This window comes from Methanoculleus taiwanensis, from assembly GCF_004102725.1.
In the GTDB taxonomy this organism is placed as follows: Archaea; Halobacteriota; Methanomicrobia; order Methanomicrobiales; family Methanoculleaceae; genus Methanoculleus_A; species Methanoculleus_A taiwanensis.
Genome location: NZ_LHQS01000002.1, coordinates 94,308 through 107,057, shown reverse-complemented (window position 1 = coordinate 107,057; position 12,750 = coordinate 94,308). Strand labels below are relative to the sequence as shown.

Annotated in this window: 16 protein-coding genes; 3 read left to right on the top strand and 13 right to left on the bottom strand. The window is 59.9% G+C overall.

All coding sequences use genetic code 11. The annotated features are described in order from the left end of the window. Nucleotides 1-61: 61 nt before the first annotated feature. Entirely contained in the window at nucleotides 62-754 is a 693-nt protein-coding gene (locus tag ABH15_RS05275; protein ID WP_128693337.1) for an endonuclease III domain-containing protein, read from the bottom strand. Nucleotides 755-1,001: 247 nt separating this feature from the next. Between ABH15_RS05275 and eif1A the strand changes: the two genes are divergently transcribed. Then, nucleotides 1,002-1,328, top strand: a complete 327-nt coding sequence (eif1A, locus tag ABH15_RS05270; protein ID WP_128694296.1) for a translation initiation factor eIF-1A — start codon at nucleotides 1,002-1,004, stop codon at nucleotides 1,326-1,328. A 97-nt stretch (nucleotides 1,329-1,425) separates the two neighbouring features. Here eif1A and ABH15_RS05265 read toward each other — a convergent pair whose 3' ends face one another. From ABH15_RS05265 to ABH15_RS05235, 7 genes are all read right to left on the bottom strand, one after another. After that, nucleotides 1,426-2,187, bottom strand: a complete 762-nt coding sequence (locus ABH15_RS05265; protein WP_128693336.1) for a DUF7289 family protein — start codon at nucleotides 2,185-2,187, stop codon at nucleotides 1,426-1,428. Nucleotides 2,188-2,208: 21 nt separating this feature from the next. Continuing rightward, nucleotides 2,209-2,646 carry a hypothetical protein gene (locus ABH15_RS05260; protein WP_164913644.1) on the bottom strand — a complete coding sequence of 146 codons (438 nt, stop codon included), beginning with the start codon at nucleotides 2,644-2,646 and terminating at the stop codon, nucleotides 2,209-2,211. After that, nucleotides 2,624-3,019, bottom strand: a complete 396-nt coding sequence (locus ABH15_RS05255; RefSeq protein WP_128693335.1) for a hypothetical protein — start codon at nucleotides 3,017-3,019, stop codon at nucleotides 2,624-2,626. Before ABH15_RS05255 ends, ABH15_RS05260 begins: the two co-directional genes overlap by 23 nt. Then, nucleotides 3,007-3,516: a DUF7288 family protein gene (locus ABH15_RS05250; protein ID WP_128693334.1), complete on the bottom strand. Its 510-nt coding sequence runs from the start codon at nucleotides 3,514-3,516 to the stop codon at nucleotides 3,007-3,009. Before ABH15_RS05250 ends, ABH15_RS05255 begins: the two co-directional genes overlap by 13 nt. Beyond that, nucleotides 3,510-4,526, bottom strand: coding sequence for a hypothetical protein (locus ABH15_RS05245; protein WP_241648025.1), 1,017 nt, complete (start codon nucleotides 4,524-4,526; stop codon nucleotides 3,510-3,512). The genes ABH15_RS05250 and ABH15_RS05245 overlap by 7 nt, the downstream gene beginning before the upstream one ends. Next, entirely contained in the window at nucleotides 4,523-5,107 is a 585-nt protein-coding gene (locus tag ABH15_RS05240) for a hypothetical protein (RefSeq protein WP_128693333.1), read from the bottom strand. The genes ABH15_RS05245 and ABH15_RS05240 overlap by 4 nt, the downstream gene beginning before the upstream one ends. A 265-nt stretch (nucleotides 5,108-5,372) precedes the next feature. Continuing rightward, entirely contained in the window at nucleotides 5,373-6,632 is a 1,260-nt protein-coding gene (locus tag ABH15_RS05235; protein ID WP_128693332.1) for a DUF1015 domain-containing protein, read from the bottom strand. Nucleotides 6,633-6,729: 97 nt separating this feature from the next. On the opposite strand from ABH15_RS05235, the gene rimI reads away from it, so the two are divergent. After that, nucleotides 6,730-7,194 (top strand): ribosomal protein S18-alanine N-acetyltransferase, encoded by a 465-nt coding sequence (rimI, locus tag ABH15_RS05230; protein WP_128693331.1) that lies wholly within the window; start codon nucleotides 6,730-6,732, stop codon nucleotides 7,192-7,194. A 10-nt stretch (nucleotides 7,195-7,204) separates the two neighbouring features. Here rimI and hmgA read toward each other — a convergent pair whose 3' ends face one another. Then, a complete protein-coding gene (hmgA, locus tag ABH15_RS05225; RefSeq protein ID WP_128693330.1) occupies nucleotides 7,205-8,413 on the bottom strand; it encodes a hydroxymethylglutaryl-CoA reductase (NADPH) in 1,209 nt (402 codons plus the stop codon). 70 nt (nucleotides 8,414-8,483) lie between these two features. On the opposite strand from hmgA, the gene ABH15_RS05220 reads away from it, so the two are divergent. Continuing rightward, a complete protein-coding gene (locus ABH15_RS05220) occupies nucleotides 8,484-9,377 on the top strand; it encodes a class I SAM-dependent methyltransferase (RefSeq protein WP_277749822.1) in 894 nt (297 codons plus the stop codon). 4 nt (nucleotides 9,378-9,381) lie between these two features. Here ABH15_RS05220 and ABH15_RS05215 read toward each other — a convergent pair whose 3' ends face one another. The 4 genes from ABH15_RS05215 to ABH15_RS05200 are packed head-to-tail and all read right to left on the bottom strand — an operon-like array spanning nucleotide 9,382 to nucleotide 12,692. Next, nucleotides 9,382-9,774, bottom strand: a complete 393-nt coding sequence (locus ABH15_RS05215; protein WP_128693329.1) for a Zn-ribbon domain-containing OB-fold protein — start codon at nucleotides 9,772-9,774, stop codon at nucleotides 9,382-9,384. Between the two features lies 1 nt (nucleotide 9,775). After that, the gene (locus tag ABH15_RS05210) at nucleotides 9,776-10,939 is read right to left on the bottom strand and encodes a thiolase domain-containing protein (protein WP_128693328.1); all 1,164 of its coding nucleotides are present in this window, start codon (nucleotides 10,937-10,939) and stop codon (nucleotides 9,776-9,778) included. Further along, nucleotides 10,936-11,988 (bottom strand): hydroxymethylglutaryl-CoA synthase, encoded by a 1,053-nt coding sequence (locus tag ABH15_RS05205; protein WP_128693327.1) that lies wholly within the window; start codon nucleotides 11,986-11,988, stop codon nucleotides 10,936-10,938. Before ABH15_RS05205 ends, ABH15_RS05210 begins: the two co-directional genes overlap by 4 nt. Beyond that, the gene (locus ABH15_RS05200; protein ID WP_128693326.1) at nucleotides 11,982-12,692 is read right to left on the bottom strand and encodes a helix-turn-helix domain-containing protein; all 711 of its coding nucleotides are present in this window, start codon (nucleotides 12,690-12,692) and stop codon (nucleotides 11,982-11,984) included. Before ABH15_RS05200 ends, ABH15_RS05205 begins: the two co-directional genes overlap by 7 nt. Nucleotides 12,693-12,750 lie beyond the last annotated feature (58 nt).

Sequence of the window (12,750 nt, the reverse complement as noted above, 5' to 3'; positions counted from 1 at the left end):
CTCCTGCCCGTGAGTAACAATACGCAGCAAAGACAGGAGAGCCGGAAATCCGGGATTTCTGCTACCGGCATGCAAGAAGCGGACAGGCACGGCGATCGGCGCCTTTCCGATAGTAGCGCTTCGCGTGTTCGACGAGGAGGGCGTGGTACTCCTGGTAAACGGGAAGAGCAGGCGGGAGGTTCTCTTCGACGAGATCCCGGATCCGATCGTACCCGACCTTCTCCTCGATGAGCCCGAGATTTCCGAATATGCGCCGGGTGTAGGCATCGACCACGAATATCGGGACGTGAAAGGCATAGAGGAGCATCGAGTCCGCCGTCTCCCGCCCGATCCCACGGATCTCGAGGAGTTCTTCCCGGGCAGGAGCCTTCGTGCCGAGCGAGAGGAAAAAGTCTGCAAACTCCCGCAAGTATCGCGATTTCTGGTTGTAGTATCCCGCCGATCTCACGGCTTCTTTCAGAGTCGCATCATCGAGTCTGACGAGCCGTAGCGGATCGAGAGCGCCGAGGCTCCGGAGATCCAGAAGCGCCCGCTCTACATTCATCCAGTTCGTATTCTGCGTCAGGATTGCCCCGGCACAGACCTCGAAGGTCTGCGTCCGGGTCTCCGGCAGGTCGTAGCGGAGCGGGTGATAGCCCCGCCGGCTTCCGGTCTTCGCAGGCTCTCTCTCCCCCCCATAGTCGAGAAGCGGCCACCATCCCTGCGGTCCGTAGCGCCCGTAGAGTTCGTGATAGATCCACTCAACGCAATGCATGGGAATAACCACGTACACTCTTCTTCTGCAGCCGAAAAACCCATCGTCCGGACGGGTGCCGGCAGGACGTAGCCTCCGGAGCCGAACGATCGGGAGTGGCGGGAAAGAACTGCAGGAGGGCGTGCAAACCAGGTTCCCTGCTCGCCTACCGAACGAATATATATCCATTGAAGACACACGAGTACGTTTGACGAGCCTGAACGCTTGCACAAAATCTGCGGCTCTACACTATCAGGGAGTGGATGTCCTGACCGAGAACGAGAGGAAGAAACCCGCTGCCGGGGCAGGGGGAGAAGGGGAAGAGATCATTCGTGTACGGCTCCCGAACAAGCGAAACAGGGAGACGTTCGGAAGCGCAGAGTTGATGCTCGGTGCGAACCACATCAAAGTGCGCTGCTTCGACGGCGTCACGCGAACGGGGAGGATCAAAGGCAAGATCAAAAAGAAAGTCTGGATTCGGGAAGGAGACGTCCTCATTGTCGTACCCTGGAGTTTTCAGGACGAGAAGTGTGATATCATCTACCGATACACCAAACCGCAGATCGAGTGGCTCCGCAAAAACAGGTATCTCTGACGATACCCAACAAATCCTTCGATTTTAATTCTTTTTTGAAGAGATACACAGCGACACAGCCGGGCAGAGGCCACCGCCGGTAGAAAAAGAGTATCGTCTAGATACCGTACACAGTGACGGCGTAGGATTTCACGATGAGCGTTCTGACATCCGGGAGCGTATAGATGTTCGATCCTGGTGCGGTCTCGGCCATCCCCAGGGTTCCCGTCAGGTAATTCTTCCAGCCGGTCGAGTAATCATCGTCAGGATCGGGCGTGTATACCACGCTGACCGTCGTCGATGCCCCGACACTCGTGTTTACGTCGGTTGCCGGAGACGAAGCGAGACCCATCCTGACGGTGCTCATGCCGCTCGTCGAGATCGCCTCACCTGCATCAAGCTCTATCACGAAGACAACCAGTGTCTTCGTCTGATCGTCGTAGAACCACCTTGGTTCGGCAAGGATGGTCGAACCGGCCTGCCCGTCCTGGCGGGTCAGAACGGCACCATTCTCAAGGACAATCACTTCAGAACCACGATCTGAGTAATACGTAAGCTTCCCGAGAGGCATATCTCCGGTAGAGTAACCATCCAGAGTACTGATACTGAAGGATGACGGCGACGCACCCGCATCCACCACCGATAGTGTCCCGCCGCTCACCTGCAGCGTCGTCTCCTCGTACGGGACGGTCTTGTAGCAGAGGCTCTTGACATCGTTCTGAAGGATAATCATCCCCCGTTCCATGTTCCGGACATCCGTATTGCTCTGCTCTTTGAGGAGCAACGGGTATCCGTAGAGGGTCACCAGGGCGATGCTGCTGACCATCACACCGAGGATCAGGATAAATCCGATCGCCTCGGAGACCGCTCTATCGTTCATTTCCTTCACAGCGTATTCCTCCTAAAACCCTTTCCAGTCATACTCGATGATGTTCCACCCGGCTCCGGTCGTATTCCCGGTCACGCCCATCGTCGCCCCGATACCGGCGACCGAGATGCGGCTCCGGATATCACCGCTGCTCACCAGGATCTGCTGATCGGATCCCGAGAGAGTCGCTTCCACCAGGTAGTCCCGCCCCGCAACATCGTCGGGGATATCGAAACGGGTGGAGATGCTTCCGTTGGCAGGGGCAATGACGTACATGTCCACGATACGGGTACTGATGCCGTTGCCGATATCTACGAAGGCGTGATACTGCAGGGTATCGGCCGGCCCCTCCATGAAGACGGCGTTGACGGTGATCATGACCACCACCAGCAGGATGAGGAGAACACCCGAAAAGGTCAGGTACTCCATCAAATTCGTGACGCCGTCGTCAGAAGTATGCGGTCTCGTCATACGCGGTCACCCCGTTGTTGTAGTGAAATTCTGTCCGGTAGTACAGCACCCCTGCGACATCCTCGGGGCCTGTTAGCGAGAAATCGACGACGGCATTTTTACGAGCGAGAGAAAGGGCGCTAATGTCGTCCCTGACAACATTCAGGACAGTGCTTTGAGTTCCGGAAGAGAGGGGTCTCAATACCCCGACCAGGTCGTCCATCTCGCTGCGCAGGTCGCGGATATCGCTCTTCGGGAACTCAAGGACGCTCTCGGCCGTCGTCTGCCCGACGAGTGCCGACTGGTTGATGATCAACGCGAGGAAGAACATCCCAATGGCAACAAGCAGCCCCATGAGCACGATCCACTGCCCCTCTTCGTTCAGCCCCGCCATACGAGCACCTCCACGAGAAGTACAGGGTACTGGTTGCTCACCGTACCCGGTGCACCAGATGGGCGTGTATTCAGCTGCACCCATCGGCTCACACGGACGGCGGATTCTCTCCCGGTCGCGACGTCGGACAGCCCGAACGAGTAACTCTTGATCTCGTCGTGGGATCGGTCACAATAGAAGATGGTAGCATTCATGTGCAGATTGTCGTCGATGCCTCCTGCCCGCAGCTTACAGCAATCGAGGAACATCGTCCGAAATCCGGCTCCGTCATTCAAACGGACGAACGAATGCAACGGACTCTCGGCACCTTCAGCCTCCGGCGTATCCATCATCGCAAGCGCGTCGCTCGCGAGCTGTTCAAGCTGCATATCGGTGATGTGGGTATCGCCCGGCGTGTAGATGCTCGTCGTGTTCAGGACGAAGTACGCGGTTATGATCATAACAAGCCCTGCCGCGACGCCTTCCATCGTATAGAGTTGTCCAGAATCGTTTACCATACCGCCACCTCCAGGGCGCCTCGGGCGAGCACCGGTCGGGTCGTGTTGTCATAGTCATAGAGGTGTGTGCCCGAAAGCAGTGTCCGCGGAGGCGAATCGTCGAACGTATAGGTGACACCGAGGATGCTGTTCTGATCGAGGGGGAGCGTCGCCAGCCACGCAGGTTCGAGGCGCAGATCGATGCTCCCTGTGACCGGCAGCCCCGGAGTGAGGTTGACCGGAGCTCCATCAACGGAGAGCTGATACTTCGCGGGATCCAGAACCGTGTAATCGGGCAGATTGAGCGTCACGCCGTTCTTGGAGAGGCGCACCTTCCGGAGCGTCGGGTCGGGACTGGTGCCGTTCAGAGAGGCGCCGAAGTTCGTGATACTAACGATAACCGGCTCAGCTCGCGGATCGATCTGGTACGCAGAGCCGATCGTCGGATCGAGCAACTCTGAGTAGTCCAGCTGCACCGTGAAGGTCTGTGTTGCCTCTGAAGGGTTCGCCAGATAATCCGGATTCATACAGTTGACCGTCAGATTGGCTGGCTCCTTGATCATGACGACACGGCGGATGTAGCCGTACCCGGACGGCCGCTCCGCCCCGACGAACTGCGGCACCGACCCATCCGACCTCGTCAGCGAGATGTTGAAGGAGTAGGGATAGTCACCGAAGATGACCCGGCCGTGGTAGTCGTCCGGATAGGAGAAGAGACCGGCGTCGAATAAAGCATTTACTTTTTCGGATAAGAGGATATTCGGCGTCTCACGGGATACCGCAAGCCCGATCCGTTCGATCTTATCCTTATCCGCCGCGCCGTACTGTTCCCATGCCGGATAGAGCGGCCAACCCGGATCTTCGACCAGAATGACGCCCGTCCGGTATGCGACGGCATCGTAGTCGATGCCGCTGCTCTGCAGGCCGACCAGAAGGCCGGGAACAAGGCTGACCACGATGATCAGCGCGAGCATGAAGATGGTAAACCCGGCCAGGAAGTCAAGCGACATCGAGCCGTCATCACCGTTCATACCGATGGTATCGCCTCCCCGGTCGCCGCCCGGAAGACCAGCGTTTCAAACTCCGCACCGGAGCGGATTGTCAGCACGTACTCCCCTGCCGTAAGGGCAAGATCAGCGGTGTCGGTTCCGTGCCGCCTGAGAGTATCATCTATTACCATCCGGTTTTGCTCGTACAGACCTTCGGGCATCACCACATCCGGAAAGGCGATCTCTTCCGCAGGCAGCGGAGCGGATAAGGAGATCTTCTGTATTCCCTCCCGACCGTAGGCGAGCCAGCGCGGTGTATCCCCCTGCCTGACCCCGAGCACCCAGCCGCGCGCCCGGCCGTCGGTCTCGACACCGGCACCCAGAACCTGGTATACGGCGGCGACGGAGTCGCCAGGCGGAAGATCGGCCTGCCATGCATCGAGCGCTGCGAGTGCCTCATCGAGCCTCACCTTCGTATCCGGGCCATCGGAGGTGATATCGGTAACACCCCCCTCAACGCCCGACGGCAGCGATACCGCCGCCTGAGAGTCGGTACACCCGGAGGTGCAGCAAATAATGACGATAACTGCCGTGAGAAACGGGATGGCCCCTCTAACGTTCATCTACAGTCAGTTCATTGTATAGAGGTAATATAAATAACCAGATCATTGGATAGTCGCAGATTAAGGCTCATTGGGAAAAAGAAAGATTATTTACCGATATCGGGGGACGAACCATAGGATATACGGTTTTTCCGGGATGCGCGAAAGATTCAACACTCAGCCCTCCGGCTCGGGCGGTGCCGATCTGATCAAAGCTCTGCCGGGTGAACCGGCGCGTCGTGCGGGACGGCGGTATCGCCGCAGAAAAAAGAGCGATGAGGGTATATCAGTCGAGGGAGTGGATGACGAGCCCGCTCAGGAGCTTCGGCTCAAACCAGGTAGATTTGGGCGGCATTACCCCGTCCCTGTCGGCGATGGCAAGGACGGTCTCGATCTTCACCGGCTGCATGGCGACAGCGAAGGCGAACTGGCCCGAGTCTACCATCTCCGCAAGTGCGGAGAGCGGCTTTGCTCCCCCCATGTAGTGGAGGCGGGAATCGGCGCGCGGGTCGCTGATACCGAGAAGGGCTTCCATGACATCGCTCTGCAGAACGCTCACGTCGAGCGAGCCGATCAGGTCTTCAGGTGCCCTGACCGGGCGTGCGAGCTCGTACCACGTTCCGTCAAGGTACAGGTGCATGACGTGCATCGGCACGTCCGCCGACGTCTTCGGCGGAATCTGGTAGGCCGAGCCGTCGATTGCACCGTAGGGGGTGATCTCCCACGACTCAGCGAGTTTCCCGAGGAACTCTTCCGGAGTATTCCCGGCAAGATCGGTGACGAGGCGGCTGTATCCATGGATGTCGACGCGGTTATGTGCGAAGAGCACGACCATGAACCGCTCCGACTCCTCCGTGAACCGCCCCTCGGCACGACGCCGTTCCACCACGTTCACCGCAGACTTTGCACGGTGGTGGCCGTCGGCGATGTAAAGTTCGGAGATACCGGCGAAGAGATCTTCAAGCCGGGTGAGGGAGGCCTCGTCACTGATCCGGTAGATCTCGTGCAACACCCCCTGATCGGTCATCGTGCTACCGTCGGGTTCGATCTCCGGGATCAGCGACGTGATATAGGGGAATATCTCGCCGGTATCCCGATAGAGCAGAAATACAAGACCCGTGTTCGCGTTGACTGCGTCGATATGCCGGGTACGATCCTCCTCCTTGTCGTACCGCGTCAGTTCATGCCTGCGGATACTCCGGTTCTCGTAATCTGCGGTCGAGACACAGCAGACGAGACCGATGAACTCCTCACCCTCCTGCACGGCCCGGTAGACATAGAGACCCGGCTCCGAATCACGCACGAAAAGCCCGTCCGCATTCATCCGGCCGAAGATCTCGGCCGCCCGCTGGTAGACGCGATCGTCGTTCGCCGGGATGCCGGGGAGCTCGGCATCGGGCCTGCTTACCCGCAGAAAACTCAGTGGGTTCTTCTCAATACACGCTCTTGCCTCTTCCGCCGTCACGACATCGTAGGGCACCGCCGGGATGCTGGCTGAAAATTCCTGTTCCGGATGAACTCCGGCAAATCGATAGATCCTTACCATGAAGACCGCCACTCGTTCCGTGCCTACTATTTTGTTCTCTGACACTATAGTATATCGGATATCCAAAGCAGGAGAGGGGGAGAAGACGCCACCATCCATGCCATCACAAGAACACACCATTCGCAGGGCACGGCCTGCCGACATCGATGAGATCGTAGCGATCGAGCGGGAAGCCTTTCCCGACCCCTGGGATGAACGGACACTGCACGAGGCGCTTGCCATCTATCCCGGGGCGTTCTTCGTCGCAGGGGAAAACGGCCAGGTGACCGGATTCATAGCCGGCGGCCTTGAAGATACCGGCGAGGAACTCTACGGGCATATCATGAACCTTGCCGTCACTCCTGCGTGCAGAGGGCAGGGTATCGGAGCCCTGCTCGTCAGGAGGCTTGAGCAGCAGTTCGCACTCGAAGGCGCGACCGGCGTGCAGCTCGAAGTCAGGGTCTCGAACACCGGCGCACAGCAGTTTTACCGGCGGCTCGGGTACCAGGAGGTCTTTACCGTCGCCAATTACTACGGAAACGGCGAAGATGCCCTGGTCATGATGAAGTGGTTCCGGTTTTAAAAGAGAGAGGTTATCCCCGGCCGAGTTCCTGGTGAGCGCGGGCGAGGTGCTGGGCCGCAAGGGCACCGAGCAGGGAGAGTTCGCCGGCAAGAACTCCTGCCGCCACGATCTCGGCAAACGTCCGTGCGTTGGCGCCTGCCGGGGTGCCGCCGCCGTGGACGCCCAGAAGCTCGAGGCACTCGCGCTGGGTCGCAAGACCCGTCCCGCCGCCGACCGTGCCGACCGGGAGCGACGGCAGGGTCACTGCGACGTACGCTCCCCCGTCCATCTTCTCGACCGTCGTGATGCAGGTACTCCCCTCAACGACGTGCGCGGCGTCCTGCCCGCAGGCGATGAAGACGGCCGCGACGACGTTGGCCGCCTGGGCGTTGAACCCGAGCGAGGCCGCGCGGGCGGAACCGACGAGGTTTTTGCGGTAGTTGACGGCTGCAAGCGTCTCGGCATCGGTCTTGAGGAGAGTTGCGATGAGATCGTCGGAGAGTTTCACCCCCGCAACGACCGTCTTGCCCCGCCCTTTGACCACGTTGATCGCTGCAGGTTTTTTATCGGTGCACATATTGCCGGAGAGGGCGACGAGACGGGCGCCGGTCTCCCGCTCGACGAGCTCGCCGACCTTTGCCGAGGCTATCGTAACCATATTCATCCCCATGGCGTCCTTGGTGTCGAACTCCATCCGGAGAAAGACACTGGTTCCGGCGACGTAGGGGACGATATCGAAGAGTTTGCCGTGCGAGGTCGTGCTCTCGGCCGCCTCCCGTATCTCACTCACATGCTCCTCCACCCAGGTGACGATCTCCCGGGCGTGGATGATGTCGCGAGCGGCAAAGACCGGCGCCCGGGTCATGCCGTCGCGCATGATCCGCACGTCCGCCCCGCCTGCACGGGTGATAAGCGAACATCCCCGGTTCACCGACGCCACGAGCGCTCCCTCGGTCGTCGCCAGGGGAAGGTAGTACGACGACTTTGCATACTCGCCGTGAACGGCGAGCGGCCCTGCGACGCCGACCGGCACCTGCACCGCACCGATCATATTCTCGATATTTTTTCTGACCGCCTGGTCGATCGGGATCGTGAACGAACCGAGCGCCGCGAGGTCTGCCCCGCTCTCGGATTCGATATACTCCCGACGTACCCGGACAGCCTCGTCGGCACCGAGTTCTTTCTCCAGGGCATAGAGTTTCAGGGAACCACTCCTGATGCGCTCGAGATAATCATCCATGAATACCATTAGGTCTCAAAGATAAAGAGGACTGGTGGTTCGTATCGGAAGGACGCAATGGTGTATCGCCGTGGCGAGAGGAGATGCCGAAGCGGCGCGACGCCGCCTGGCCGGAGACGGCATGCTGGATCGGACGCTGAAACCGAGGATGGAAGGGGAACTCCTCCTCCTGCCCGTCGTCGAGCCCTGCGAGGGAGCCCGGGAGTGCGAGTTCGAGGCGTTCCCGGAACGGGTCGAACTCCCGCGGCATGAACTCATCGGCGGTATCGCGATTATGCAGGAGGAAGACCCCGCCGGTGCAGAGCGGCTGCTCGCATCGCGGCCGTCGCTCCACACCGTCCTTCTTCCCGAGAGCGCGGTCGAAGGGGAATACCGGACGCGCCGCTATACCGTTCTTGCAGGCACTCCCACCACGAAGACCCGCTATACGGAGTACGGCCTCCGGTTCGACCTCGATCTCGGCCTCGCCTACTTCTCGGCACGCCTCTCCACCGAGCGGCAGCGGCTGCTCTCGCTTGTGCAGGAGGGCGAGTGCATCCTTGATATGTTCGCCGGCGTCGGGCCGTTTGCGATCACCCTAGCGCGACGGGCGCGGGTCGTCTTCGCCGCCGACTTAAACCCCGATGCCGTCCATCTGATGATCCGAAACCTCGCTCTCAACCGCACCGGGAACGTGATACCCATCCTCGCAGATGCGGGACACCTCGACCGTATCGGCATGCCGCCCCTGGACCGGATCATCATGAACCTGCCCCTCGCAGCACCGCAGTTCCTCACGGCAGCGGCGAACCTCTGCCGGGACGGCGGGTGGATCCATCTCTACGCCCTGCAGGAGCAGCCCGGCGAGTTCCTGCCGCTGATCGATGCTCTGCCGGTCGGTGACGTCCGCGAGCAGGAGGTCAGGACGTATTCGCCCGGGAAATGGCATGCGGTCTACGATATCCGCATCGAAAAAGAAGAATGAGGAGTTATTCTGCCGGGACGAACTTCGTCCCGTAGTGAATGACGCCGCTCTCGCCGTCGGCGGCGATACGGCGGAAGACGCTTTTCACCCGCATCCCGATATGCGCCTCGTCGGGGGTGCATACGATCTGTGCGGTGAGGTTCGGCCCCTCGTCGAGTTTGACAATGGCAAGGACATAGGGGGTGGCGCTGTCGAACTGGTCGCTCGCCGTCCGGATGACCGTGTAGGTGACGACCTCGCCGTCTCCCTTGAACTGGTGGTCGATGATCTTCCCGCCGCGGCGGCAGTCGGGACAGAGCGACCGGGGCGGGTAGAAGTGCCGCCCACAGGTGGTGCAGACCGTTCCGATGAGGTTATACCGCTGCGGAATCTTTCTCCAGAACCGTGATACCGACATTCTAGCACCCTCCGAGGATGTGGACGACAACCGTAGCACCGGTGCCGCCGACGTTATGCGCCATACCGATATTCGCGTCCACCTGCCGTCCTCCGGCTTCACCGCGGATCTGCTGGACAATCTCGTAGATCTGCTTGATCCCGGTCGCCCCGACGGGGTGGCCGCAGGCCTTCAGACCGCCGCTCGTATTCACCGGGAGCGCCCCGCCGAGAGCCGTGACACCCTCTTCGGTGAGTTTCCCGGCCTCGCCCTTGGCGCAGAACCCGAGATCCTCGATGGCGCAGATCTCTGCGATGGTGAAGCAGTCGTGCACCTCGACCAGATCGATGTCGCTGTGTTTCAGCTTCGCCTGCGCAAACGCGCGGCGGCCGGCGGCGACCGTAGCATCGAGCGTCGAGATGTCGCGACGGTCGTGGAGCGCGATCGTATCGCTCGCCTGGGCGCTCGCGAGCACCCGCACCGGGGAGTCGGTGAACTCGCGGGCGCGTTCGAGCGGCACCACGACGACCGCCGCAGCACCGTCCGTGATCGGCGAACAGTCAAAGAGGCGGAGCGGGTCGGCAACGAGCGACGAGTTCAGCACGGTATCAATCGTGATCCGCTGCCGGAACTGGGCAATCGGATTGTGGACGCCGTTGTCGTGGTTCTTCACCGCTACCTGTGCAAGCTGCTCCCGGGTGAGGGAGTAGCGGTGCATGTAGTTGTTCGCGATCATGGCATAGAGGCCGGGGAACGTCGCACCGGCGAACCCTTCCCACTCACGGTCCGCTGCACCGGCGAGCGTATCGACGCTCGCACCCGTCCCGACGTCCGTCATCTTCTCGACGCCGGCCGCGACAACGATATCCTCCATCCCGCTCGCGACAGCGGTAACAGCCTGCCGGAACGCAAGGCCGCCCGAGGCACACGCAGCCTCGACACGTGTCGAAGCGGCATGGTTGCTGGCAAGACCCGCGTAGTCGGCAATGAGTGCTCCGATATGCTCCTGCTCGACGAACCTGCCGGCGCTCATGTTTCCAACGTAGAGCGCGTCAATCTGCTCGCCCGTTACGCCGGCATCCTCAAGCGCCAGCGCTCCGGCCTCCACGAAGAGGTTTCGGAACGATGTGCTCCAGTGTTCGCCGAACTCCGTACATCCGACCCCGATTACTGCTACGTCTCTCATCGCTGCATCACGATCTTTCCTTTGTGCTTGGCATACAGTGCATAGTCGACATACGTGGGATTTGCGAGGAGTTTCTCGACGGAAGGAGCGCAATCCCGGTCGAACGAGTCCGATGCGATGGCGTCGGTCACCTCGATATCAAAAGCGTCGCTCCCGGCACCCGACCCGAACGAGGTCACGAAGATCCGGTCACCCGGTTCTGCGATATCGAGCGTCGCCGCAAGGCCTACCATGGACGCACCGCTGTAGGTGTTGCCGAGCCGCGGGACGACGAGCCCCGGCTTGATCTGCTCTCCGGTAAACCCAAGCATCTTCGCCACGCGCTGCGGGAACTTCGCATTCGGCTGATGGAAAACCGCATAGTCGTAGTCGGAAGGTTCTTTTCCCATCTGCTCGAGCATCAGGCGTGCAGCCCCCTGGACGTGCTTGAAGTATCCGGGATCGCCGGTGAACCGCCCGCCGTGCCGGGGGAAGTTCTGCCCTTCACGCCGCCAGAAGTCCGGCGTATCGGTGGTGAACGAACAGGTGTGGTTGATGACGGCTATTGGGTCGTTCTCTCCGAGCACGAATGCAGCTCCGCCGGCCGCGGCGGTGTACTCGAGCGCGTCGCCGGGTGCCCCCTGGGCAACGTCAGCACCAACGGCCATCCCGAAGGTCACCATCCCGCTCTTGACAAGACCCATACAGGTCTGAATCGCGGCGGTTCCGGCCTTGCAGGCAAACTCGTAGTCGGCAGCGGTCATGTACGGCGTCGCGCCTATCGCCTCGCCGACCGTGCAGGCAGTGGGTTTGACGGCGTACGGGTGCGATTCGCTCCCGACGTAGATCGCACCGATCTTCGCTGGATCAATCTTTCTCCGCCGCATTGCCGCCCGTGACGCCTCGACGGCGATCGTGGCGGTGTCCTCGTCCATATCGGGGACGGACTTTTCAAAGACGCCGAGCCCTTTTGTAATGTCGTCTGCGTTGGCGCCCCACACCCGCGCGATCTCGGGGATCTTAATCCTGAATCGCGGGATGTAGACACCGTATGAATATATGCCTACCATAACTCTCCTCGTAAGGAACTGATGATCGTCTCGACATCCATTCGTGTGCACAGCACGGTAATCCTGTCCTTCTCTGCAAGCCTCGGTATCAGCGGATGCACCAGTTCGGAGGTTATCCCCTGCAGGATGACGCAGCGGGGTTTGAACGGCGTGACCCGGATCGCCACCATCGGAGATTTTCCGTTGGAGACGTCGGTGAATATCAGCGCCCGTTCGGTACTCCATCCATAGATCCGGTTGAACTCGCTTGACGAGAGTTGCAGGATTGCATTCAGGCTGTTGATGATCGTATACCCGAAGATCGTCTGATCCATCGAACCGCAGAGACAGGTGCAGTCGATGGCCTTTGAAAAATCTTCGAGGGCAACGGGTGATGCATACTCGTGGATGTCGTAGATGACGTCTTCGTCAAATTCACTGTACAGAATTTTTGCAAATTTGTTGATGTACTTGCTGCCGTTGTCCTCGTCGATATTCAGGATGGTATCGACGATCTTTCCGACAATGGCCGTTCCGGGACTCTTTCGACGTCCACTTTCATAGTCGCTGATAACTGAAGGAGAGACTCCGAGGCGATCTGCCAGTATTCCCTGAGGAATATTGAAACTCATCCGCCATTTCTTCAAAGCCTTCCCGGGAGAGTCCGAAAGCGTAATCTCACCCGCCATTTTCTCGGCAAGCTGATGACGCAATCCGGATTTCATGCCATCTAGGTTGGCACCGATACTTAAAAAATTAGCGTATGGCATATCGACATTTCAC

Coding starts and splice junctions, on each gene's coding strand:
- ABH15_RS05275 (WP_128693337.1), bottom strand. CDS start 754: ATGCATTGCGTTGAGTGGATCTATCACGAACTCTACGGGCGCTACGGA.
- ABH15_RS05265 (WP_128693336.1), bottom strand. CDS start 2,187: ATGAACGATAGAGCGGTCTCCGAGGCGATCGGATTTATCCTGATCCTC.
- ABH15_RS05260 (WP_164913644.1), bottom strand. CDS start 2,646: ATGACGAGACCGCATACTTCTGACGACGGCGTCACGAATTTGATGGAG.
- ABH15_RS05255 (WP_128693335.1), bottom strand. CDS start 3,019: ATGGCGGGGCTGAACGAAGAGGGGCAGTGGATCGTGCTCATGGGGCTG.
- ABH15_RS05250 (WP_128693334.1), bottom strand. CDS start 3,516: ATGGTAAACGATTCTGGACAACTCTATACGATGGAAGGCGTCGCGGCA.
- ABH15_RS05245 (WP_241648025.1), bottom strand. CDS start 4,526: ATGAACGGTGATGACGGCTCGATGTCGCTTGACTTCCTGGCCGGGTTT.
- ABH15_RS05240 (WP_128693333.1), bottom strand. CDS start 5,107: ATGAACGTTAGAGGGGCCATCCCGTTTCTCACGGCAGTTATCGTCATT.
- ABH15_RS05235 (WP_128693332.1), bottom strand. CDS start 6,632: ATGGTAAGGATCTATCGATTTGCCGGAGTTCATCCGGAACAGGAATTT.
- rimI (WP_128693331.1), top strand. CDS start 6,730: ATGCCATCACAAGAACACACCATTCGCAGGGCACGGCCTGCCGACATC.
- hmgA (WP_128693330.1), bottom strand. CDS start 8,413: ATGGATGATTATCTCGAGCGCATCAGGAGTGGTTCCCTGAAACTCTAT.
- ABH15_RS05215 (WP_128693329.1), bottom strand. CDS start 9,774: ATGTCGGTATCACGGTTCTGGAGAAAGATTCCGCAGCGGTATAACCTC.
- ABH15_RS05210 (WP_128693328.1), bottom strand. CDS start 10,939: ATGAGAGACGTAGCAGTAATCGGGGTCGGATGTACGGAGTTCGGCGAA.
- ABH15_RS05205 (WP_128693327.1), bottom strand. CDS start 11,988: ATGGTAGGCATATATTCATACGGTGTCTACATCCCGCGATTCAGGATT.
- ABH15_RS05200 (WP_128693326.1), bottom strand. CDS start 12,692: ATGAAATCCGGATTGCGTCATCAGCTTGCCGAGAAAATGGCGGGTGAG.